Below are 23278 nucleotides of genomic sequence, written 5' to 3'. Positions count from 1 at the left end.
AATCCCCGAAAAAAGCCATTGCCGCGCATCCGTGGACGTGGCACATTATAATGATGCAAGACAAGCGGTTCGCCAAATAAAAACCGTTACAAAATAAGAGTTGACGCATGTCCGATGCCTCGTTGAACAACCGGGTTTTCCCCTGCCGCGAACCCACCCCCGACGAACTCGAGCACGCCATCGAGATCGCCCATCGCGTCTGGTGGGTCGGACACCACTTCGCCGACGATCCGTTTCAGTGCCACCCCTACCTGATCGAACACGGCGATCAATCGGTGCTGCTCGATCCCGGCTCGGTGCTCACCTTCGACACCACACTCCGAAAAATCCGCGAGATCATCCCCCTGGAGTCGATCCGCTATTTCATCTGCCACCACCAGGACCCGGATATCACCGGCATCCTGCCCTCTCTGGATCCGCTGATCACCCGCCCGGATGCGGTGGTGTTGAGCCATTGGCGCACCAACGCCCTGCTCAAACACCTGGGGCTCAAAAAACTGCCGCTCGCCTGCGTCGAGGAACGCCGCTGGGAACTGGATCTGGGCGGACGACGCCTGCAATTCCTCTTTACCCCCTACCTGCACTTCAGCGGCGCCTTCTGCACCTTCGACCAGGCCACCGGAACCCTTTTCTCCAGCGACCTGTTCGGCGGACTCTCCAAGGATACGCCGCTGTTCGCCCGGGACGAACGGGCCTTCGAGGCGATCCAGTTCTTTCACGAACACTACATGCCCAGCCAGGAGATCCTGCGCCACGGTCTGGCGAACATGGAGTCCCTGCCCATCCGTCTGATCGCGCCGCAACACGGCTCGCTGATTCCGGAACATCTGGTGCGTTTCATGTTCGACCGGTTGAAGAGCCTCGACTGCGGCCTGTTCCTGCTCACGCGCACCAACTCCGACTACCGGCGCCTGTCGGGTTTGAACCACATGCTGCGCGAAATGATGCAAACCCTGATGGTGCAACGGGATTTCAGTGCCGTGGCCGCCCGGATCCTCGAATTGGCCAAGCCGTTGATCCCGGTGACGGATCTGGAGTTCTTCGCCACCACCGAGTCCGGCGACACCCTGCATCTGGCGCCGGAAAGCGGATTTCGCGGCACCATCGCCCAGGCGCCGGCGGCATGTCGCGCCTTTCTCGGCATGCGGCGCGACCACTGGCAGCGCGACCAGGCCGGTCCCTATCTGATCGTCCCCTACACCGGCGAAGCGCGCCAGCCCAACGGCGATCCCATCCGGATGATGCTGATCCTGCCGCTCTTCTCCCCCCAGAACGACACGGTGCAGGCCGTGGTGTTGTTCCGTCTGCGCGATAATCTCGACGTGGACGAGGAGATGGCCCACATCCTCACCCAGTTGAGCATCCCCCTCGGCGTGGCCGTGGAACGGGAGATCATCTTCCGCGTCATGGACATGGAGCAAAAACGCTCCTACGAACGTTCGATCCGCGATCCCCTGACCAATCTCTACACCCGCTACTACATGCAGGAGGCCATGTCGCGCCTGTGTCGCATCCACGACCGCGACGCCAACGCCTCGATCACGGTCCTGGCTTTTGATATCGATCACTTCAAGTCGGTCAACGACACCTATGGTCACGCCATGGGGGATGTGACGCTGCGCACCGTGGCCCACATCATCGCGGACAGCATCCGCGGGGTGGATATTCCGGTGCGTCTGGGAGGCGAGGAGTTTCTGCTGTTTCTGATCGGCAGTCCGAAGCATGTGCCGCCCGAGGTGGCCAATCGCATCCGCAAACGGGTGGAGAGTCAGAAGTTCGAGATCCCCATGCACGAGCGGGTGGTGACCATCAGTTGCGGTCTGGCCTATCGGGATATCAACGAACCGATCGACAAGACCATCGAACGGGCGGATCTGGCGTTGTATCAGGCCAAGAGCACGGGCCGCAACAAGGTGGTGATCCACCAGGGTGAGGAGTAGGGCCGCAGGGACCCGATCGGGACGTGCGCATGCCTGACACGTTGCCCCGGAGAACCCATCCATTCTGGCATGACTGGGAGTTCGCGGGAGGCACGCCGTCGATGCGGTGATTGAACGGTGTCCGGATCCCAAGCTCTCTGTTGACCATATACCCGGCTTCCCCGGATGGACGGATCCGCTTTATCCCTCCGCGGCGCTTCACGAAAAGCCTCCAGACCCTCTTCGCGGGAGACCACGCGCCGCCTATCCGCCAGATCCCGCGTTCCATGACCTGATCGAGCATCTCATCGGTCAGCATCGTCCGGGTCCGTCCAAACGGCTTCGGTAGCGATTGATTGGTCGTTCAGGATGAATCATGCGTTCGCAAAGGTTGTCTTGCCCGCGATTGGAGGCTCAGGCGTACATCAATCTACCTTTGGGCTCTGGAATGGCACGCCCGAGTTCACGCGCGGTTTGCAACCATTCGTCAATGATGCATTCCGCCTGTGCGATTGCTTCCTGTCGGGTTGGGCCATCGGCCATGCAACCTGGCAACTCCGGCACTTCCGCCACAAAGGCGTTATCCTCCTGGCTCCAATACAGGATGATTTGATAATGGTTCATCGTGGATCACTCCCAGCGGGTATTAAGGAGCTTGTCCATCTTTCCCATGCGTCGGTCCTCTTTGCAAGATGGGGAATACCTTCAAAAGTCTACTCTAAAAAGGATATCTTGCAAACACCCCAAGTCGAGCAGTCGCGACCCAAACGGTTGCATGGTGACCGAACCATGATGGGTCGGGAGAATCCACCCATCAAGAAACCGTTGACTTGGCACGGCATTTGAATGTAAAGAAATGCATCGGCGCGTGGGTTCCATCGAACCCGCGCAAACCACCCATTCGTAACCGGGAGAACCGTGCATGACCGTTCGCCGCCTGGAAAAGAGCGACAAGAGCGTGGCCCTCGCATCGATCGCCAAGGCAAAACCTGCCTCAACCGGGGTGGAGGGGGTAAATTTTTCCCGCTCCCTGGCTGCCGCCGCCGGCATGCAGGAGGCCATGCCGATTCTCTCCACCCGTTCGGTCTCCTCCAACGGGGAACGCGCTCCCACCCCCTATCAACGCCGCGAGCAGCTCGAACAGATGGGCGAACTCCTCGACACCCTCGAGGCCCTGGGACGCGATCTGCTCAACGACGAGGTGACCCTGGAGTCCGACGATACCCGCCAACGGCTGCAAGAGACCCGCGATCAGGCCCTCCATTCCCTCTCCACGGCCCCTGAAAACGGCTCGGAACGCGAATTGCTGCATCGAACCGCTGTTTTGGCAACGGTGGAGCTGGCCAAATCCGATCGGGGAGATTATAAATAGAGTCGCGACCCCTGACCTTGGAGGGAATCGCGACCCGCCTGCCTCAAATCAGCGGGTTGTCCAGTGGCATCTTCTACCTGGCCGTGCCTGCTCATGTCTTTGGATCTGATTCGCAACTTTTCCATCATTGCCCACATCGATCATGGAAAAAGTACCCTGGCCGACCGGCTGATCGAAGTCACCGGCGCCATGGATGCCCGTGAAATGACCTCCCAGGTGCTCGACAGCATGGACCTGGAGCGGGAACGGGGCATCACCATCAAAGCCCAGTCCATGCGGTTGAACTACCGCGCCAAGGACGGCAAGACCTACATCTTCAATTTCATCGACACCCCCGGCCATGTGGACTTCTCCTACGAGGTGTCCCGATCGCTTTCGGCTTGCGAGGGCGTGCTGCTGGTCGTGGATGCCGCCCAGGGAGTCGAGGCCCAGACCCTCGCCAACGTCTACATGGCCCTCGAACACGATCTGGCGGTGATCCCGGTCTTGAACAAGATCGACCTCCCTTCCGCCGATCCCGAAGGGGTGCGCAAACAGATCGAGGATGTCATCGGTCTGGATGCCCAGGATGCCATTCTCGCCTCGGCCAAGAGCGGCATCGGCATTCCCGACATCCTGGAAGCGGTCACCACCCGCATTCCACCCCCCAAGGGGGATCCCAGCGCCCCGTTGAAGGCGCTGATCGTCGATTCCTGGTACGACAACTTCCTGGGCGTGGTCTCCCTGGTGCGCATCGTCGATGGCCGCCTCTCCACCGAGAACGCCACCCGCACCCGCAAGATCCGCCTGATGAGCACCGGCATGGAGTACCCGCTCGACAAGATCGGCATCTTCACCCCGCGCCTCACCGAAACCTCCACCTTGTCCGCGGGCGAGGTGGGTTGGGTGGTGGCCGGCATCAAGGAGGTGTCGATGGCGCGGGTCGGGGATACCATCACCGACGCCGCTCGCCCGGCGGAAGAGCTGTTGCCCGGCTTCAAGGAGATCAAACCCCTGGTTTTCGCCGGTCTCTACCCCACCATCTCCTCGGACTACGTGCTCTTGAAGGAGTCCCTGGAGAAACTCTCCCTGAACGACTCCTCGATCGTCTTCGAAACCGAAAGCTCGCCGGCCCTGGGATTCGGCATGCGCTGCGGATTTCTGGGCATGCTGCACATGGAGATCGTCCAGGAACGGCTGGAGCGGGAGTTCGACCTGGATCTGGTCACCACCGCACCCACGGTGGTCTATCGCGCCCATCTCACCGATGGCACGGTCGAGGAGGTCCACAACCCCTCGGCCCTGCCGCCGGCCAACAAGCTCGATCACCTGGAAGAGCCCTTCATCCTCGCCTCGATCCTCACCCCGCCCGAGTTCGTCGGGCCTTTGCTGCAACTGTGCAACGACCGCCGCGGGATACAGCGCGACCTCCATTACGTCTCGGATACCCGTGCCATGCTGCGCTACGAGATGCCGATGAACGAAGTCGCGCTCGACTTCTTCGACCGGCTCAAATCGGTGTCGCGGGGCTATGCCTCCCTGGATTACGAGTTTCTGGAGTACCGCCCCGGCGAACTGGTCAAACTCGACATCCTCATCAATGGCGAACCGGTCGATGCGCTCTCGGTGATCGTGCATCGCGACAAAAGCATGACCCGTGGTCGCGACCTGGTGAAGAAAATGCGCGAATTGATCCACCGCCAGATGTTCGAGGTGGCCATCCAGGCGGCCATCGGCGCCAAGGTGGTGGCGCGCGAAACCGTGCAGGCGCTGCGCAAGAACGTCACCGCCAAGTGCTACGGCGGCGACATCACCCGCAAGCGCAAACTCCTGGAAAAACAAAAGGCCGGCAAAAAACGGATGAAACAGATCGGACGCGTGGAGATCCCCCAGGAGGCGTTCCTGGCGGTCCTCAAGGTCGATGAATAGGTAAGGATAAGGAGGGCGGGAGAAGGTGGTCAATCCACAACAGGTGTGGCGCCGGAGACATCTCTGGCATGGGGTGTTGTTCGTGATCGCCGCCATTCTGGTGTTCGGCAACGCGGTCTCGATGGGCATCTTCTCCATGCCCGAAGCCTCGCGTTCCTGGGCGCCGCTGATCGCCGGCGTCCTGTTGGTCATCGGGCTCTTCCTGCTCGTCAAGGGCGAGGCCTTCCTGGAAGGAGGGAGCGCCGCCGCGGAGTACTACGAGGCGATCGCCATGGCCGTCGCCATCGCCTTCATGGTGCGCACCTTCCTGATCGAACCCTTCAAGATCCCCTCGGGATCGATGATCCCCACCCTGCTGGTCGGCGACTATCTGTTCGTCAACAAGCTCGCCTACGGCTACCGCCTTCCCTACACCAACCAGCGCATCTTCATGTCCGGCGATCCGGAGCGTGGCGAAATCGCGGTGTTCGAATACCCCAAGGATCCCACCAAGGACTACATCAAGCGGATCATCGGTCTGCCCGGCGACAAGATCGCCTATCGGGAGAAACGGGTCTTCGTCAACGGACAGCTCATCGCCCAACAGGTGGATGGCACCTTCACCTACATCAACGAGTTCGAACAGAAGGTCGAATCGCAACGACTGATCGAGCAACTCGGCAACCATCCCCATCCGATCCTGGTGCGGCCCATGGCCGGCATGGAACCACCCCTGGAACTCGTGGTGCCACCGGATCACTACTTCGTGGTGGGAGACAACCGCGACAACAGCAACGACAGCCGCTACTGGGGCTTCGTGCCCAAACATCGCCTGGTGGGTCGGGCGGTGGCGATGTTCTGGTCGTGGGACCGCTACGAGGGCAAGCCACGCTGGGAGCGTATTGGACAGGTGATCCGCTGATGCTCTCCGGCATGCCAACCAGGCCGGGCGAATCGGGTGGCGCCTGGCTGACGCTGATGGTGATCTGCGTGCTGGTGATCGTGGGATCGGCCTTGACCATGGGGGTCGGTTCGGCGGTGTACGATCACTATCTGCTGCGCGATCTGGCCAACCGGGTGGTCAAGGAGTACGCCAGACTGCCCCTTGATGAGGTCAAACGGCGCGTGCGTCACGAAATCGACCAGTCCCGATTGCCGGAGGAGGCTTTCAAAGTGACCAAAACCCTGTCCGGCTATCGGGTCGAGGTGGCGCAGACCATTCCCTTGAGCCTGGTGTTCGGGGGCGCGCAACTCCATGTGCCCGGCCATGGCGCCTGGACCTGGACCTATCGGACCGAAACGTGACGCTGCCATGAACCGTGACGCATTCGATACCGACTCCCTGACGGCCTGGTTTGCCGCGCACTTCGATTACACCTTCAACGATCCGGGCATGTTGCGTCTGGCATTGACCCACCGTTCCGTGGCCCAGGACGACTCCGGAGATGCCGCCCCCCATGGCGCCCACGACGAGGAGTGGCCACTGCGCCACAACGAACGGTTGGAGTTTCTGGGCGACGCGGTGTTGGATCTGGCGGTGTCGCGGCTGCTGTTCCACCGTTTTCCCGACTCTCCGGAGGGGGAGCTTTCCCATTGGCGTGCCGCGCTGGTCAACACCCGTGCCTTGGGTCAGGTGGGCCGGGAGATGGGGCTGGGAACCCGGCTGCGGCTGGGTCGCGGCGAGGATCTGAGTGGCGGACGGGATAAACCCTCCATTCTCGGCAACTCCATCGAGGCCCTGTTTGGCGCGGTCTTTCTGGATGGGGGCTGGCCCGGCGCCGAACGCATGGCCACCAGGGTGTTCGCGCCGCGCATGGAGCGTTTTTCACCGGGCGGGGAGTTGAAGGATTTCAAGACCGCCTTGCAAGAGCGGTTGCAGGGCATGGCCCGTCCCCTGCCCCGTTATGCGCTGCTCAACGTCTCCGGCCCGCCGCACCAACGTCACTTTCAGGTGGCCTGTCGGGTGGACGAGGGAATCGTGGGACGCGGCGATGGACCCAGCAAACGCCGCGCCGAGCAGGAGGCGGCCCGTCATGCCATGGAGCTGATGGAGCGGATCGACATGCGTGAGGAGAACGCGGAGTGAACGGTTCATCGGCGGCAACGCCCGACAACAGATCCAGACAACCCGGCGAGTTTCGTTCCGGCTACATCGCCATCGCCGGTCGTCCGAACACCGGCAAATCCACCTTCTTGAACCGCGTGCTCGGACGCAAGGCGGCCATCGTCACCCCCAAGGCGCAGACCACCCGCGGTCGCGTGCTCGGGGTGTGCGAACGCCAGGGAGCACAGCTGATCTTTCTGGATACGCCGGGCATCCACGATCCGGGACGGGTGCTGCTCAACCAGGTGATGGTGCGCACCGCCTTCGAGGCCTGTCGCGAAGCCGATGTCACCCTCTACTTCGTCGAGGCCACCTCCGGGTTGACCGACGAGGATCGGGAGATCCTCAACCGTCTCGGCGAGGCTCCCGTCATCCTGGTCTTCAACAAGGTCGATCGCACCCCGAACAGCCGCCTGATGGAAAAGGTATCCGCCACCACGGAGCTGGCCGGCGGACGCATCGCCGAGGTGGTGCCGATCTCGGCCCTGACCGGACGCAACGTCGAACGTCTTCTGGATCTGCTGGTCCGGTTCCTGCCCGAGGGACCTCGCTATTTCCCGGAGGGGCAGTGGACCGATCAGCCGGAGAGCTTCATCATCGCCGAAGTGATCCGCGAAAAGCTCTTCATGCTGTTGCGCCAGGAACTTCCCTATGCCCTGGCGGTACGGGTGGTGCTGTGGGAGCAGCGTCCCCCGCCCTCGGAGGTGCGCGATCTGGAGGCCCACATCCTGGTGGCGCGCGAGTCCCAGAAGGGAATCGTCATCGGTCACCGCGGCGAACTGCTCAAACGGGTCGGCGCCCAGGCGCGCAAGGAGTTGGAGCACCAGTTCGGCTGTCCGATCTTCATGCGTCTTCAGGTGCGGGTCGAACGGGATTGGAGCGCGGACGCGCGCATTCTGGCCGATCTGGGCTATGTGCATCCGGAAGAGGACGAGGAGTCGGATGCGGATTTCGGATAGGGCCCTGGCGTTGCGGCGGGTGCCGTTTCGCGACGACTCATGGATCGTGACGCTTTTGACCCCGAATCACGGGGTGGTCGCCGCCATGGCGCGCGGTGCGCGTCTGGGGGGACGGGATGGCGTGCGTGCCGCCTTGACCGGCTTTCACGGTCTGTCGATCGAGATCCGTGCCCGCGCGCCGGATGCTCTCGGCAGTCTGGTTCGCGCGGAGATCTTCGAGCCGCGCTATCGTCTCCCGTTCCTGCCCGAGGCTTCGTCTGCCGGCCAGTTGCTGCTCGAGGCGATACACCGTCTGGAAATGCCTTATGACGCGAGGGATGGCGCGATCTTCCACTGCGTGGATGGAGCCCTGTCGGCGCTGGAGAGCGGTGCCGATCCTCTGGCCGTGGCCGCGGGGAGCATCAGCCGTCTGCTGGGGTTGTTCGGGCATGGTTGGCGGGCCGGGGACTGTGTGGGGTGCGGCACCCGGACGCGGTTGCGTTTCGTGTCGGTGAAACGGGGTGGCGCGGTTTGCGAGGCGTGCGGCGCCCCCTATGCGGATCGTCTGCCCAGGGCCGGGGATGCGGTGTTGGCGGCCATGGCCGATCGTTCCTGGCCACCGCGTTTGAGCGGTTTGTCCCACGAGGAGATGTTTTTTTTCTACCAGTTGGGCCTGGAGGCGTTGAATCGCATCGGGCCGAGGCCGATGAGCGCGGATGCGTCGTTCAGACAGTTGGTCCGTGGATGAGGGGGTTTCTGGTTTTTCAAGGAGAGGGAACATGATCGACAAGGCGTTGTTGGAGATTCTCGTCTGTCCGCAGTGCAAGGGGGGCTTGGAGTATGACGCCAAGGCGGATGAGCTGATCTGCCGGGTCGATCGGTTGGCCTATCCGATCCGCGACGAGATTCCGGTGATGTTGGTGGATGAGGCGCGGAACGTGGAGGCGTGAAACCGAGGGGGTCCACAGGGGCCAGTCACGCCTTGGCGGGGTTCGGTACGAAGCCCCGAAGAAGCGTCAAACCGACGGGGTCCAGTGGCCAATGGCCCCCTGGTGGGATCCAAGGACAACGCCCTTGGGACTCTTCTTGTGCCTTTCGCGCGTTTTTTGCGATAAGCGCTTGCGCGTTTTTTGCGAAAAATCGTGCAAGCGCGCGGTCTCCTGTGCCCTGAGTCGGTGCCGCTTTTGGGCAACGACTCAGGGCGAATTGCACGTCAGCATTAAGCCAGCTCCGGTGGCCCGTTTTCCAGGCCATGTTTGCGGCATCGTTTCGCCAAAGGCGCGAAACGATGCCGCGGCCAAGGCGACGCGCAGCGTTTTTTCGCAAACTCCGGACCTCTGCCGGGGGCAACGATCGCTCCCCGCCCCCGCGATGACTTTGCTCTTTTAATACCGATACGGCCCCGGCTTGTAAGGCCCATCCACCGACACGCCGATGTAGGCCGACTGCTTGTCGGAGAGCACCGTGAGTTTCACGCCCAGCTTGCCCAGATGCAGACGGGCCACCTTCTCGTCGAGCTTCTTGGGCAACACATACACGCCGATCGGATACTTGCCGGGATTGTTCCACAACTCGATCTGCGCCATCACCTGGTTGGTGAAGGAGTTGGACATCACGAAACTGGCGTGACCCGTGGCGCACCCCAGATTGACCAGCCGTCCCTCGGCCAGCAGGATCAACCGCTTGCCGTCCGGGAAGATCACATGATCCACCTGGGGCTTGATGTTCTCCCATGTCAGGGAGCGCAGCGAGGCGACATCGATCTCGGAGTCGAAATGACCGATGTTGCAGACGATCGCCTGATCGGGCATCTGGTCCATGTGGGCGCGTGTGATCACATCCACGTTGCCGGTGGCGGTGACGAAGATGTTGCCGATCGGCGCGGCATCCTCCATGGTCACCACCCGATACCCCTCCATGGCGGCCTGCAAGGCACAGATGGGATCGATCTCGGTGATCCACACCGTGGCACCCATGCCGCGGAAGGCCTGGGCACACCCCTTGCCCACGTCGCCATATCCGCACACCACGGCGATCTTGCCGGCCACCATCACGTCCGTGGCACGCTTGATGCCGTCGATCAGCGACTCGCGACAGCCGTAGAGGTTGTCGAACTTGGATTTGGTGACCGAATCGTTGACGTTGAAGGCCGGAACCTTGAGGATGCCGGCGGTCATCATCTCCTGCAAGCGGTGAACGCCGGTGGTGGTCTCCTCGGAGATGCCACGGATCCCGGCCATCAACGCCGCGTGCTCCGGACGGTGCAGCACCAGGGTCAGATCGCCGCCGTCATCGAGGATCATGTTGGGCAGCCAGCCATCGGGACCGAAGATGGTCTGGTCGATGCACCACCAGAACTCCTCCTCGGTTTCGCCCTTCCAGGCGAAGACCGGAATTCCGGCGGCGGCGATCGCCGAGGCGGCGTGATCCTGGGTGGAAAAGATGTTGCACGACGACCAGCGCACCGAGGCGCCCAGGTCCACCAGGGTCTCGATCAGGACCGCGGTCTGGATGGTCATGTGCAGACAGCCGGCGATGCGCGCGCCGGCCAGAGGTTTTTGTCCCTGGTATTCGCGCCGCAGGGCCATCAGGCCGGGCATTTCGGTTTCGGCGATGGCGATCTCCTTGCGGCCCCACTCGGCCAGACCGATGTCGGCCACGCGGTAATCACGGAAATCGGAAGGGTTGGCAGCAGTCATGTTTCGTCTCGTTTCAGGGTTCGTATAAGGTTCCGTGAGTTCAAATACCGGCGGCGGCGCGCAGCGCCTCCACCTTGTCGGCGCGCTCCCAGGTGAACTCCGGCAGTTCGCGTCCGAAGTGGCCATAGGCTGCGGTCTTGGCATAGATGGGACGCAGCAGGTTCAACTGCCGGGTGATCGCCTTGGGACGCAGATCAAAGGTATCGGCCACGATCTGCTCGATGCGGCCATCCGGGATCCGCCCGGTGCCGAAGGTATCGACCATCAGCGAGACCGGTTTGGAAAGGCCGATGGCATAGGCCACCTGGATCTCGCAACGCCGGGCCAGGCCGGCGGCGACGATGTTCTTGGCCACGTAACGGCCCATGTAGGCCGAGGAGCGGTCCACCTTGGAGGGATCCTTGCCCGAGAAGGCGCCGCCGCCATGACGTCCGGCCCCGCCGTAGGTATCGACGATGATCTTGCGCCCCGTGACCCCGCAATCGCCGACCGGTCCGCCGATCACGAACCGACCGGTGGGATTGACGTGGTAGACCACCTTCGGGCTGAGCAGTTCCGCCGGGATCACCGGCTTGATGATCTCCTCGATCACCGCCTCGCGCAACGCCTCGTAGGCGATGTCCGGGTCGTGCTGGGTGGAGACCACCACCGCCTCGACCCCTGTCGGGCGACCGTTCTCGTAGCGCACCGTCACCTGGGATTTGGCATCCGGACGCAGCCAGCGGAGCTGACCGGACTTGCGAACCTGGGACTGACGCTCCATGAGCCGATGGGCGTAATGGATCGGCATGGGCATCAGGGCCGGGGTTTCGTCGCAGGCATAGCCGAACATCAGGCCCTGATCGCCGGCGCCCTGATCCAGATCGATCCCCTCGCCCTCGTTGACCCCCTGGGCGATGTCCGAGGACTGTTTGTCCAGGGAGACCAGCACCGCGCAGGAGGCGTAATCGAATCCCATCTCCGAGGAGTTGTAGCCGATCTCGCGAATCGCCTCGCGCGCCACGGTCGGATAGTCGATGACCGCGCGGGTGGTGATTTCGCCGGCCACCACCACCATGCCGGTGGTCACCAGGGTTTCGCAGGCCACGCGGCTCAAGGGTTCCTGGGCCAGAATGGCATCCAGCACGCCATCGGAGATCCGATCGGCCATTTTGTCCGGGTGTCCCTCGGAGACCGACTCCGATGAGAAGAGAAACGTTCGCTCCATGCCATGCAACTCCAGATTGGTCAAAGGGAGGGGAATGCCGCCGGGATGCGCCTCGACGGGCCCGCAAGGAAACCGATTAAAAAAATGAAGGATACTCGATTCTCGCGTGTCGAACAACCTAAAAATACAGAGGTTGGGATCCTCGGCAGCCTGAAAAAGCGGCGTCCGTACGCCTGGGATGACGACCGGGCGCGCCACGCGCGGGGAGTCACCGTCCATGGACACCCGGCAGGGTGACGTTTTGCCGGGCGCGCCACGCGCGGGGAGTCACCCCGGCGACAACTGTTGAAAAAACCGGACCAGGCTTTCGGTCCCCACATGGAAGGAGGGCAGATGGAGATTTTCGTTCGGCGCATGCGGGCAGGCATCCGGCAGCGAAAAACCCACCAGGAGGGTCTTGATGGCCAGGAGTCGTTCGAAATCGGCCACCACGGGGATGGTCGCCCCTTCGCCGATGATCAGAGGTTCGCGACCGAAGGCCTCGGAAAGAGCGCGGCGCGCCGCCTGGACCGCCGGCAGTTCCGGATCGAGCCGCCAGGGGAGGCCGCCCCCCGGCTTGGGAAAGAGTTCGAGGCGCACCCCCGGCGGGGTCACGGCGCGCAGATGGGCCATCACCCGCTCCAGGGCCCGCTCCGGGGTCTGGTCCGGGACCAGACGCATGGAGAGTTTGGCGTGGGCGCGGGCCGGCAGGACCGTTTTGGAGCCCGGTCCCATGTAACCGCCCCACAGGCCGTTGATCTCGATGGTCGGGCGGTACCAAAGTCGCTCCAGGGTCGAATAGCCCGCCTCGCCCGCGCCCGACTCCAGGTCGATCGCGTTGAAGAAGTCCGACTCCTCGAAGGGGATTTCGACCACGCGGGCCCGTTCGACGGGGGTCGGGAGGCGCACGTCGTCGAGATAACCCGGCACCCGGATCACGCCCCGTTCGTCCTTCAAGGTGGCGAGCATGCGCGCCAGAGCCTCCAGAGGATTGGCCACCGCGCCGCCGAAACTGCCGGAATGGAGATCGCGTCCCGGCCCGCTCACCTCGATCTCGAGGGCCGCCAGACCACGCAACCCGGCGGTGATCGCCGGAATCCCCTCGGCCCACTGGCAGGTGTCGGAAACAACCGCCAGATCGGCACGCAACAACTCCCGGTTGGCCACCAGAAAACCGGGCAGATTCGGACTGCCGATCTCCTCCTCTCCCTCGATCAGGAACACCACGTTGATCGGCAGACTGCCGGTGACCGCCAGAGTCGCGGCCACGGCCTGCATGTGCATCAGGATCTGTCCCTTGTCGTCGGCGCTGCCGCGGGCGAAGATCCGGTCGTCGCGCACCACGGGATCGAAAGGGCCGGCCTCCCACAACGCCAACGGATCGACCGGCTGCACGTCGTAGTGGCCGTAGATCAACAGGGTCGGCGCATCCGACGCGCGCCGCCAACTGGCGGTGACGATCGGATGGCCGGCGGTCGGATGGATGGTCACCCCGTCCAGGCCGGCCTCGCGCAGGAAACCGGCGCACCAGGCAGCGGCGGTCCGCATGTCCGGCTGGTTTTCGGGATGGCTGGAGATCGACGGGATCCGCAACCAGTCGATGAACTGGTTCAGACGCTCCGTCTCGGTGGCGCGCAGGTGTTCGAGGATGGTCCGCATTGGAAGCTCCGCTTCGCGGGCGAACGGGATGCCCGTCATTCGGCCAGCTGACGCGGCGAGATCAGATTGACGAGGGTGGCGCATCCAGGGGTGAGATGCGACCAGTCGTTGGGAAGCTCCAGATGGGCGATGGTGGCGGTTTTGATCGCCCCGGCCTCGCCCCCTTCTTCCACGCCGGCAAGCTCCATGGCGTGATTCACCAGATAGTCGAAGAGCATCTCCAGGCCCGGATTGTGGCCGACGATCATGGCGGTCCCGGTCTGTTTGGGGAGTTCGGCCAAGACTTCAAGCAACTCTTCGGTGCCGGCACCATAGATGCGCGCATCCCACAGCACCGCCTTTTTCTTGATGTCGAGCACCTTGCACACTTCGAGGATGGTCTGCTTGGCGCGCAGGGCCGGCGAACTGACGATGCTGTCGGGGATCAGACCGCGATCCGACAACCATTGACCCATGCGGGGGGCGTCCTGCAGACCGCGCTTGGCCAGGGGGCGTTCGAAATCCGATGCCGCATCCGTGTCCCAGGCCGATTTCGCGTGGCGCATGATGATCAGTTGACGTTTCATGGTGGGGATATCCCATGCCCGATGGTGATAAAAAGGGAGAGTTACAGAATAAACGCCGATTTACCACCTGTCAAGACCAGGAAATCCACCCACTTCATGAAACTAGGGGAACCCCATCCCGCCGGGGTCCCCCACGAGGTCCGGAATGGCCCCCGCTCAACGCGGGAAAAGGGTACGCTCCACCAGTGCGCAGAGGATATGGCCGATCATGATGTGGCTCTCCTGGATGCGGGTAGTCTCCGAGGAGGGGACGCGGATGCAGTCGCACAGGGTGTAGAGCTTGCCGCCCGCCTGGCCGGTCAGACCCACGCAGGTCACGTCGCGACGCCGGGCCACCTCCACCGCGGCCAGGATGTTCGGACTGTTGCCGCTGGTGGTGATCGGGATGAAAAGATCCCCCTCCCGTGCCAGGGCATCGAGTTCGCGCGCAAATACCTGCTCGTAGCCGTAGTCGTTGCCAATGGCGCTGATCGCCGAACTGTTGGTGCCCAGGGCCATCGAAGCCACCGGCGCCCGATCGTAGCAGAGACGCGCGGTCAACTCGGCGCTCAGATGCTGGGCATCGGCGAAACTGCCGCCGTTGCCGGCGAAGATGATCTTGCCGCCCCCCTTGAGGGAGGCCACACAATCGCTGGCCAGGGACTCGATCTGGCCGATGAGGGTGAAATCGCGCAGAATGGCGCTCTTGACGCGCATCGAGGCTTCGATCTCGGCGCGAATCCGTTCCGTCCATGGGGTACTCATCTTCTCAACTCCTGTTAAGGTATCCGACATTTCCGAGCAACTCACATCAACCAGGAGATCGCGTCGCGCGGGCTGGCGATCACCGGACAAGGGGGATCCTCCGGAGCGGTCTCCGGAGGATGGACCAACAGCAGGGCGCGTCCCACCCCAGCCGCCGCCGCGGCCTGGATGTCGCTCAACCGGTCACCGACCAGGAGCGATCCGGCCAGATCGAGATTCAACTCCCGGGCAGCCTGGAGGATCATCCCCGGTCCCGGCTTGCGGGAGGGATCCTCGCACCGGTACGGACCGATCCCCTTCGTGGGATGGAACGGGCTGAAATAAACCGCGTCGATGCGGCTCCCCTCGCGTTCGAAGACGGCGCGCATCCAGTCGGTGAGGGCGTGAAAGCGGCTTTCCGTGTAGTAGCCGCGGGCGATGCCGGACTGGTTGGTCACCACCACCACCCGATGGCCGAGCCGACAGGCGGCGCGAGTCAGATCGAAGATCCCGTCGATGAAATCGAACCGCTCTTCCTGATGGACATAGCCGTGATCGATGTTGATCACCCCATCCCGGTCCAGAAACAGCGCCCTGGCGGCATCCGGCCCGCGTGGAGGGGCCACGATCGGGGCATCCGCCCTGCGGGTGAGGTCCATCGCTGGGATGTGGGGAGATTCAGGCTCTGTCATGGTTGCGCGCGTCCCATCGTCCGACCTTGCGAACACTGCGTCCGCCCTGGCGGGACGATCAAGGTGACTTAAAACCGCCCCCATTTTGGGATGCGTCATTTCTCGCAAGGCTGCGTGCAAAATACGGGAGTCGTTTCCAAACTGGCATGATGGGGGGAGAACTCCCCCACCCCCCTTACCGTGGGACCTCCCTTCGGGAGTTTCCACGGTAAATTATCACATCCAACCCTGGAGCGTCAATTTCCTCACGACCCCTTCCTTGGGATTCTTCCAGCTCCATCCTCGCAGCTTTGCATACCGGAACCGGCCCGCGATGCGCGTCACAACACACGGGACAACCATTTGGCACCGTACTCGCATTCTCTTCAGGATCACCACCCTTTCCCGGCGCCCGACCCCCGTCGTCCACGCCGCACCCCAAGCTGAAGGCCCCATGCCCAACATCCCCACCGAGCCGATCCCGTCCAACAACCCTCCGCCCCCCTCGGACGACACCCCCTGTCCGCCCCAGGCCGAAATCCACTGCCTGGCCGCCGTCAGCCATGAACTGCGCACCGCGCTCAACGTCATCCTCGGCCTGGCGGATCTGCTGCAACAGACGGATGATCTCCAGAAGGCGCGCCGTCAAGCCTCGATGATCCACGACTCCGGACTGGCGATGCACGCCCTCCTCGACGACATGCTCGAATACAGCCTGCTGGCCAGCGGCGCGGCGCGACCACGACCCGAACCCTTTTCGCCAGAAATACTGCTGGCCGAACTGTACGACACCTTCGCCATCCAGTCCCGTGCCGCGGGGAGCGATTTTCTCACCCCGCCACCCGCCACCCTCCCGAAGCGTCTGCATGGCGACGCGATCCATGCGCGTCACTCCCTCGCCCGCCTCCTCGAACTGGCCCTGAAACTGGCCCCGCGCGGCGAAATCCACGCGGATCTCCATTTCACCCCGATCAAGGCCCAAACCTCCCTGCTGCGCGGCACCATCCGCGCCTCGGGATGCCTTCTCAACGAACTCCAATGCAAAAGCCTCTTCAAACCGTTGCGCGCCCACGCCGACGCCCTGCCCAGACTCCCCAACCCACCCGGTTTCGGACCGGCCATCGCCAGGGCGTGGATCCGGCTGCTGGGCGGAACCTTGAAGGTGCGATGCACACCATCGGAATTGTCAACATTTAATTTCGAAATACCTTTTTCTCAATGCCATCATTGACATCTGTCGTCAATTTGTCTAATATGGTTGTCAAAATCATCAACGATTTATCCATTCTTTTCCGGAACGATCCCCGATCGAACCACAATAGAATCAAGCGCCGATCCTTGACGAATCCAATCGTCACGCGCACCCCAAAAAACACCATCGGATCTCTACCGTGAAACTCCCGCTCGTCGATCACATCCGCCAGTCGGTCAGTCGCAAGATCCTGTTCTTGACCGGCACGGTCGGCACCATCGCCCTGCTGCTCCTTGGCGGCATCCAGCTCCATCTCATGCACCAGGCGCTGATGGAGGAGAACCGCAACGCCATCGGTCGCATCGCCGAAACCGCCACCCAGGGGCTCCAGGCCATCATGCTGGCCGGCCAGGCCAGCATGGCCCACGACTACCTGGACCGGCTCAAGCATGTGGAAGGGTTGGAAACACTGCGCATCTTCCGCGTCAACGGCAGCGAGGCGTTCCGTCCCGAAACCGAGGGGATGCCTCTCGATCCGATGCTCAAGGCCCCATTCCAACAGACCCTCGCCGATCAGAAAACCCTGCTGCTCGACGTCACCGGTCCGAACGGCATCGGACGCACCACCATCCTGGCGCCGATCCCCAACCACGAACCATGTCAGGCCTGTCACGGCACGGAACATCCCCTGCGCGGGGTGTTCCTGCTGTCCGTGTCGCGTCAGGCCAGCGAAAACCGGGTCGCCGAGGCGCGCGCCATCGCCCTGCTGCTCATGGCCGGTGCCATTCCTCTGCTGATCCTGGTGATCCACCTGGTTCTGGGCCGCGGCGTGCAACGTCCCCTGGCCCTGCTGCGCGAGGCGATCACCCGCATCGCCGACGGCGATCTCACCCACCTGATCCCCGTCCCGGACGGCAAGGTGGATGATCTGGGACGCATCGCCCGAGACTTCAACGCCATGACCATCCGCTTTCGGGATACCATCCGCCAGGTCTTCCTGCAAACCCACTCCATGGCCGCCTGCATCACCGATCTGATCGACGTGCGCGACGTGCTCTCCAAAGACTCGCAACACAGTTTCCGCCTCGCCGATCAGACCGCCCGGGATCACCACCTGGTGGAACGGCAAGTGTCGGCGATCCAGGAGGCCATCCAACAGGCCACCGAACAGGTGGGCACCATGTCGGCGGCCACCGAAGAACTTTCGGCCAACATCACCTCCATCGCCTCGAGCGCCGAACAGGCCAGCCACAACATCCACGCCATGTCGGACGCGGCGGAACACATCCTGGACAACGTGGCGGATGTCAACCGGAACCTCTCCCAGGTGGATGGTTCGATCGCCGCGGTGGCCGACGCGATCGGCGCGGTGACCGGCTCGATCGACGCGGTGCGTCAACGGTGTCTGGACGCCGGAGCCCAATCCCGCCAGGCCAACGACAAGGCTCAGGGGAGCCAGGAGATCATGACCCGGCTGGCCCACTCCGCGCAACAGATCGATCAGGTGCTGGAGTTGATCAACGACATCGCCAACCAGACCAACATGCTGGCCCTCAACGCCTCGATCGAATCCGCCGGGGCCGGGGACGCCGGCAAGGGGTTCGCGGTGGTGGCCAACGAGGTCAAGGATCTGGCGCGCCGCACCGGCGAGGCGACCCGTCTGATCGCCGGCAAGATCCGCGAGATCCAGGCCCATACCCAGGAGGTGGCCCTGGCCAATCAGGAGATCGCCTTTGCCATCGAGCGGATCGATCAATCCAACCTGGAGATCACCGATGCGGTGGATGAACAGGTGTTGCGGGTGACGGAGATCTCGGAGGCGATCATGGCGGTCTCGACCGCCTCCCGCGAGGTGACCGGTTCGTCCGCCGAACTGGACGGCGGCGCGCGCGACATCGTGCGGTCGGCCCAGGAGGCGGCCCTCGGCGCCTCGGATGTCGCCCGCGCGGCGGGCGAGGCCTCCACCGCCGCCAATCTGCTGGCACGCCAGGGCGAGGCGATCCACGCCGCCTCCCTGGAGGTGGTCCACTCCGCCGCCCAGGCCGCCTCGGCCACCACCAGCGCCAACCACAAGGTGGGCGAGATCTCCCGGACCGCCTATCTGGTCAACGGCACCATCCACCACGTCTCCCTGCTCATCGACTCGGTGGCGGTGCCGGGTCGCAAACTCGAACATTCGGTGCGCGATCTCACCTTGCACCCCGAACCCTTCCCGGTGGAAAAGATCAAGAATGCCCACCTCAAATGGCTCGGAAAACTGGAAAACGTCATTCGCGGACGCAGCGACCTGAAACCCGAACAGGTGGCCAGCGGACGGGAGTGCGATTTCGGCAAGTGGTACTACAGCGACGGCACATCCCGCTTCGGCGCGCTCGACATTTTCCATCAGGTGGGCGAAGTCCACCTGGAGGTCCACGAGGTGGCCCGCGAAACGGTCCGATTGGCAAGCCAGGGGGATGCCGCCGCCGCGGAGACGAAAATGACCGAATTCAACGCCATCAAGGACCGGCTGTTCGACCTGTTGGATCATCTGTACATGGAGGCCGCCGGCACGAGATGATCCCGCCGCCAGACCGGTCGCGGGAGTTGCCAGACACACCACGATGAGGGGGGGAAATCATGACTCGCAAACAAAACTGCTGGGAGTTTTTCAACTGTGGCCGCAGCCGCCACGCACCCAATCAGGACGGCAGCTTCTGCCCGGTGAGCCTGATCGGCGCCTACGACGGCATCAACGGCGGACGCGACGCCGGTCGCGCCTGCTGGAACATCGAAGGCACCTTCTGCTCCTTCTCGGCCTGCGGAACCGGCGACGACCAACGCGGCACCTTTGATTTCAAGAAGGCGCAGTGTCAAAAATGTGCGTTCAAGGCCCAGGTCATCCAGGAAGAGGGCGCGACATTCCAGGAGAAAAAACGGTTCGATTGAGCCGCTCACCTTTTCAAGGATGCGATAACCCGGCAATTGCTGCCGGTTCATCCTGCCTCCCCCTGGTGGCCAACCGTGGACGGGCAATCTGTTTTTTCAAGTCTTATCAAAATTCTACTCCACGCTTGAAACGCCCCGGAAAATTGGCACGAACTTGGCTTCAAGCCAAATGAACAGCCGATCATCCGGGCGGAAGGTTCCGTCCGGCACCCTGGCATGCGTTGTCACGAGTCTGGAGCCACCCCATGGGAATCAGCATTTCACTGGAAAACCGCCGCAAGGCGATGATCAATCCGGCGCTTTTCGCCAAGCAACCGCGCGCCCTGATCGAGGAGATCGAGGAGTATCGCAAGGAGACCGAACGGCTTGGACGGATCTACGATCTGCACCGACAGCTCGGCATGTCCCTGGATCTGGACTCCATGATCGAGGCCATCTCCCGCTGGCTGGTGCCGGTGATGCCCCACAATCTGGTGGCCTATCGTCGCTTCGACCGCCGCATCCACACCGCATGCTCGAGTCACGGGCCGGACCGGCAGGCGCTGCGGGAGATCGCCCAGGAGCTGATGCGGCACCCCTTGAACGAAAAACGTTCCGGTTGTCTGACCAGCGTGGCGCGGTATTACCACCTGTGGCCCCTGGATCCGAACGGTCACGACTGTCTGCTGGTGATCCACGAGTGCGCCGAACTCTCCTCCGCGCCGTTCGATCATCTGGAGGCCGAGGTGCTCGAAGAGCTGCGCGGTCCGCTGGAGCGGGCGCTGGCGTATGAGGATCTGTACGATCAGGCGCGACGCGACAGCTTGACCGGATTGGTCAACCGCCGGGTCTTCGAGGAGCGCTCTGCCCTGGAGATGGCACATGCCAACCGCCACGGCAATCCGCTGGTCCTGGCCTGTCTGGACCTGGACCATTTCAAGGCGATCAACGATCGCATGGGACATGGCGAGGGGGATGTGGTCTTGCAGAAGGTGTCGAAGACCTTTGCGCGCATCGTGCGCGATTCGGATCTGTTGGCGCGGGTGGGCGGGGACGAGTTCGCCATGATCCTGCCCAGCACCACGCTCGAGAATGCCAATCTGCTCATGGAACGTCTGTGCAAGGCGGTGCGGGAGCTGAACATCCGCGCGCCGGAGGCGGTGCCCCTCGGGGTGAGCGTCGGGTTGTCGCTCTGGAAACCGGAGCACACCACCCTGGAGGCGTGGTGGCAGAGCGCCGACGCGGCCCTCTATCGCGCCAAGGCATCGGGCCGGTCGCAGGTCTGTTTCTGATCCGCGCTCCCGGAGTCTGTTCCGACCCGCGCTCCCGGAGTCTGTTTCCGACCGGATGGAATCGAGGAGGGGCATCCCCTCCCCCTCGATTCCGACCGCGACCGCCATGCGGAGCGCGTCCGCCGAACCGACCGCCCCCCCCCTACGCAAACAACAGCGCGGAGAGTTTCTGGCGAGGAGCGCGTCCGCCGAACCGACCGCCCCCCCTACGCAAACAACAGCGCGGAGAGTTTCTGGCGATAACTCCGGATCAACGGATGGCCCGGCCCCAACAAATCGAACACCCGCAGCAGGGCCCTGCGTCCCGCGTCATCGCCGTGACTCCGATCGCGACGCACCACCTCCAGGAAGCACTCCATCCCCTCGGCATACTGTTCACGGGCCACCAAGGCCTCCCCCAACGCCATGCGCGCCTCCGGATCCTCCGGAGATTCCGCCACCCGCGCCCGCAGAACATCCAGATCCGCCTCCGCGACGCCAAAGGCCAACCGGGCGATCAGGGTTTTGGCCTCGACCCGCTCGCGATCCTTGGGCTTCAGACGCTCCAGGGCCGTCCGCGCGCCATCCGGATCACCCGATTCCAGAGCCACCCGTGCCATGCCCAACAGCGCCTCCGCATGGCCGCCATCCAGCTCCAACGCCTGGCGATAGAGATCCGCCGCCCGATCCCAGGCGTTCGCCGCCTCGGCGGAACGTCCCGCCCCGACCCGTTTGTCCGCCTCGCCGGGCAACGCCTGATCCAGGAAACGCCTGACCTGCGACTCGGGCAGGGCACCGGTGAACTCATCCACCATCTCCCCATCCACGAACAACTTCACCGCCGGAATCCCCCGTACCCCATGGCGGCGCGCCAACTCCGGATCGCGATCCGCATCGATCCTGGCCAGTTGGAACCTGCCATCCATCTCCACGGCCAATTTCTCCAGAATCGGCCCCAGGGTGCGACACGGGCCGCACCAGCTGGCCCAGAAATCCACCAGCACCGGCACGCTCCGGGAACGCTCCAGCACGTCGCGCGTGAAGGAGGCGCCATCCACATCACGGATCCACATCGATTCAGACATCCTCTGCATCTCCCATCCTTGTTGCCTCGATCACAAATCCACCATCTCCACCGCATCGACGGCAATGCCGGAGATGAAACGGGTCGCCGTCTCCTTGAAACGGTCCGCCACGTCGGTCACCAGAAACGCCAGCCTTTGTGTCGCGCCACGGGGCGCGGGCGCGATTTCTTCCCCCAGATGCCGACGCAACTCCTCGGCCACCGCCGCCGACGAATCGATCAAGGTCACGCCCGCCCCCATGGTCTCGGCAATCACCCCCTTCAAGACCGGATAGTGGGTACACCCCAAGATCAACGCATCGAGCCTCTGGGTAAAAAGCGGCGTCAGGGTGTCGGTGACGATCATGCGTACCGCCGGATGGTCCACCCACCCTTCCTCGACCAGCGGCACGAAAAGCGGACAGGCCAGGGAGATCACCTGGATGGCGGGATCGAGCATGGCCAGATGATAGGGATAGGCGCCGCTGGCCACGGTGGAACGGGTGCCGATCACCCCGACCCGTGGCGGCTGATTCCCACCACCCGGGGTGACCGCCGCGCGACAACCGGGCTCGATCACGCCGATCACCGGCACCGGACTCTGAGCGCGCAGCGCAGCCAATCCCAACGCGGAGGCTGTGTTGCAGGCCACCACCAGCCCCTTGACCCCGCGCCGCAACAGGCAGTCGGCCACCTGGAGGGTATAGCGTTCCACGGTGCGCGCCGACTTGGTGCCATAGGGAACCCGTGCCGTATCACCGAGATACAGGAAACTCTCCTCCGGAAAGCGCCGTGCCACGGCCTCGAGCACGGTCAACCCACCCACCCCGGAATCGAACAGACCGATCGGTCGTTCGTCGTACCGCTGATTGTCCATCCACCCTCATCCCAACCGAAAACAATGAAAACCATTGCCAAACATGAAAGCCTCTGCTAGGCTTGAAAGTCAAGGCGGATATGGTGGAATTGGTAGACACGCTGTCTTGAGGGGGCAGTGGTTAGCGCCGTGCCGGTTCAAATCCGGCTATCCGCACCAAATCAGGTTCCAAAGAGTTCCAGGAGCATCCAAGAAGCCAGCAAAATTAAACAGTTGCTGGCTTTTTTGTTTCCAAGGCGTTCCA

Annotated in this window: 22 protein-coding genes and 1 tRNA gene; 14 read left to right on the top strand and 9 right to left on the bottom strand. The window is 63.1% G+C overall.

What is annotated here, in order from left to right:
• Window positions 1-107: 107 nt before the first annotated feature.
• On the top strand, window positions 108-1940 hold the full coding sequence (locus ACV4UY_RS12285) for an oxygen-binding di-iron domain-containing protein (protein WP_491607879.1): 1833 nt from the start codon (window positions 108-110) through the stop codon (window positions 1938-1940).
• Between the two features lie 393 nt (window positions 1941-2333).
• Here the strand turns inward: ACV4UY_RS12285 and ACV4UY_RS12280 are convergent, their stop codons facing one another.
• Entirely contained in the window at window positions 2334-2543 is a 210-nt protein-coding gene (locus tag ACV4UY_RS12280) for a type II toxin-antitoxin system HicB family antitoxin (protein ID WP_491607878.1), read from the bottom strand.
• Between the two features lie 298 nt (window positions 2544-2841).
• Between ACV4UY_RS12280 and ACV4UY_RS12275 the strand changes: the two genes are divergently transcribed.
• From ACV4UY_RS12275 to ACV4UY_RS12240, 8 genes are all read left to right on the top strand, one after another.
• Window positions 2842-3291: a hypothetical protein gene (locus tag ACV4UY_RS12275; protein WP_491607877.1), complete on the top strand. Its 450-nt coding sequence runs from the start codon at window positions 2842-2844 to the stop codon at window positions 3289-3291.
• A gap of 93 nt (window positions 3292-3384) precedes the next feature.
• Complete coding sequence (gene lepA, locus ACV4UY_RS12270) at window positions 3385-5199, top strand: translation elongation factor 4 (RefSeq protein WP_491607876.1); 1815 nt, start codon at window positions 3385-3387, stop codon at window positions 5197-5199.
• 25 nt (window positions 5200-5224) lie between these two features.
• A complete protein-coding gene (lepB, locus tag ACV4UY_RS12265; RefSeq protein ID WP_491607875.1) occupies window positions 5225-6100 on the top strand; it encodes a signal peptidase I in 876 nt (291 codons plus the stop codon).
• Window positions 6101-6111: 11 nt separating this feature from the next.
• On the top strand, window positions 6112-6483 hold the full coding sequence (locus ACV4UY_RS12260; protein WP_491607874.1) for a hypothetical protein: 372 nt from the start codon (window positions 6112-6114) through the stop codon (window positions 6481-6483).
• A gap of 7 nt (window positions 6484-6490) precedes the next feature.
• Window positions 6491-7264 (top strand): ribonuclease III, encoded by a 774-nt coding sequence (rnc, locus tag ACV4UY_RS12255; protein ID WP_491607873.1) that lies wholly within the window; start codon window positions 6491-6493, stop codon window positions 7262-7264.
• Window positions 7261-8241 carry a GTPase Era gene (gene era / locus ACV4UY_RS12250; RefSeq protein WP_491607872.1) on the top strand — a complete coding sequence of 327 codons (981 nt, stop codon included), beginning with the start codon at window positions 7261-7263 and terminating at the stop codon, window positions 8239-8241. The genes rnc and era overlap by 4 nt, the downstream gene beginning before the upstream one ends.
• A complete protein-coding gene (recO, locus tag ACV4UY_RS12245; protein WP_491607871.1) occupies window positions 8225-8968 on the top strand; it encodes a DNA repair protein RecO in 744 nt (247 codons plus the stop codon). The genes era and recO overlap by 17 nt, the downstream gene beginning before the upstream one ends.
• Window positions 8969-9002: 34 nt before the next feature.
• Window positions 9003-9170, top strand: a complete 168-nt coding sequence (locus ACV4UY_RS12240) for a Trm112 family protein (RefSeq protein WP_491607892.1) — start codon at window positions 9003-9005, stop codon at window positions 9168-9170.
• Window positions 9171-9605: 435 nt separating this feature from the next.
• Here the strand turns inward: ACV4UY_RS12240 and ahcY are convergent, their stop codons facing one another.
• From ahcY to ACV4UY_RS12210, 6 genes are all read right to left on the bottom strand, one after another.
• On the bottom strand, window positions 9606-10919 hold the full coding sequence (ahcY, locus tag ACV4UY_RS12235; RefSeq protein WP_491607870.1) for an adenosylhomocysteinase: 1314 nt from the start codon (window positions 10917-10919) through the stop codon (window positions 9606-9608).
• A 40-nt stretch (window positions 10920-10959) separates the two neighbouring features.
• Window positions 10960-12126, bottom strand: a complete 1167-nt coding sequence (gene metK / locus ACV4UY_RS12230; protein ID WP_491607869.1) for a methionine adenosyltransferase — start codon at window positions 12124-12126, stop codon at window positions 10960-10962.
• A 267-nt stretch (window positions 12127-12393) separates the two neighbouring features.
• On the bottom strand, window positions 12394-13764 hold the full coding sequence (locus tag ACV4UY_RS12225; RefSeq protein WP_491607868.1) for a dipeptidase: 1371 nt from the start codon (window positions 13762-13764) through the stop codon (window positions 12394-12396).
• Window positions 13765-13799: 35 nt separating this feature from the next.
• Complete coding sequence (locus ACV4UY_RS12220) at window positions 13800-14330, bottom strand: SixA phosphatase family protein (protein ID WP_491607867.1); 531 nt, start codon at window positions 14328-14330, stop codon at window positions 13800-13802.
• A 156-nt stretch (window positions 14331-14486) separates the two neighbouring features.
• On the bottom strand, window positions 14487-15074 hold the full coding sequence (locus ACV4UY_RS12215; RefSeq protein ID WP_491607866.1) for a D-sedoheptulose-7-phosphate isomerase: 588 nt from the start codon (window positions 15072-15074) through the stop codon (window positions 14487-14489).
• Window positions 15075-15115: 41 nt separating this feature from the next.
• Window positions 15116-15679 carry a D-glycero-alpha-D-manno-heptose-1,7-bisphosphate 7-phosphatase gene (locus tag ACV4UY_RS12210; protein ID WP_491607865.1) on the bottom strand — a complete coding sequence of 188 codons (564 nt, stop codon included), beginning with the start codon at window positions 15677-15679 and terminating at the stop codon, window positions 15116-15118.
• 499 nt (window positions 15680-16178) lie between these two features.
• Here ACV4UY_RS12210 and ACV4UY_RS12205 point away from each other — a divergent pair, with 499 nt between their 5' ends.
• The 4 genes from ACV4UY_RS12205 (at window position 16179) to ACV4UY_RS12190 (ending at window position 21115) form a co-directional block, all read left to right on the top strand.
• Window positions 16179-16955: a sensor histidine kinase gene (locus ACV4UY_RS12205; protein ID WP_491607864.1), complete on the top strand. Its 777-nt coding sequence runs from the start codon at window positions 16179-16181 to the stop codon at window positions 16953-16955.
• Window positions 16956-17115: 160 nt separating this feature from the next.
• A complete protein-coding gene (locus ACV4UY_RS12200) occupies window positions 17116-19476 on the top strand; it encodes a methyl-accepting chemotaxis protein (RefSeq protein ID WP_491607863.1) in 2361 nt (786 codons plus the stop codon).
• Between the two features lie 59 nt (window positions 19477-19535).
• The gene (locus ACV4UY_RS12195) at window positions 19536-19844 is read left to right on the top strand and encodes a two-CW domain-containing protein (RefSeq protein WP_491607862.1); all 309 of its coding nucleotides are present in this window, start codon (window positions 19536-19538) and stop codon (window positions 19842-19844) included.
• A 245-nt stretch (window positions 19845-20089) separates the two neighbouring features.
• Window positions 20090-21115: a GGDEF domain-containing protein gene (locus tag ACV4UY_RS12190; protein ID WP_491607861.1), complete on the top strand. Its 1026-nt coding sequence runs from the start codon at window positions 20090-20092 to the stop codon at window positions 21113-21115.
• Between the two features lie 206 nt (window positions 21116-21321).
• On the opposite strand, the gene ACV4UY_RS12185 is transcribed toward ACV4UY_RS12190, so the two are convergent.
• Together ACV4UY_RS12185 and murI are read right to left on the bottom strand one after the other, a co-directional pair.
• Entirely contained in the window at window positions 21322-22179 is an 858-nt protein-coding gene (locus ACV4UY_RS12185) for a tetratricopeptide repeat protein (RefSeq protein ID WP_491607860.1), read from the bottom strand.
• 30 nt (window positions 22180-22209) lie between these two features.
• Entirely contained in the window at window positions 22210-23034 is an 825-nt protein-coding gene (murI, locus tag ACV4UY_RS12180; RefSeq protein ID WP_491607859.1) for a glutamate racemase, read from the bottom strand.
• A gap of 74 nt (window positions 23035-23108) precedes the next feature.
• On the opposite strand from murI, the gene ACV4UY_RS12175 reads away from it, so the two are divergent.
• Window positions 23109-23193, top strand: a tRNA-Leu gene (locus ACV4UY_RS12175).
• Window positions 23194-23278: the final 85 nt, after the last annotated feature.

It is taken from the genome of Candidatus Magnetaquiglobus sp. (assembly GCF_058402785.1).
This window is presented reverse-complemented; position numbering and strand designations above follow the sequence as displayed.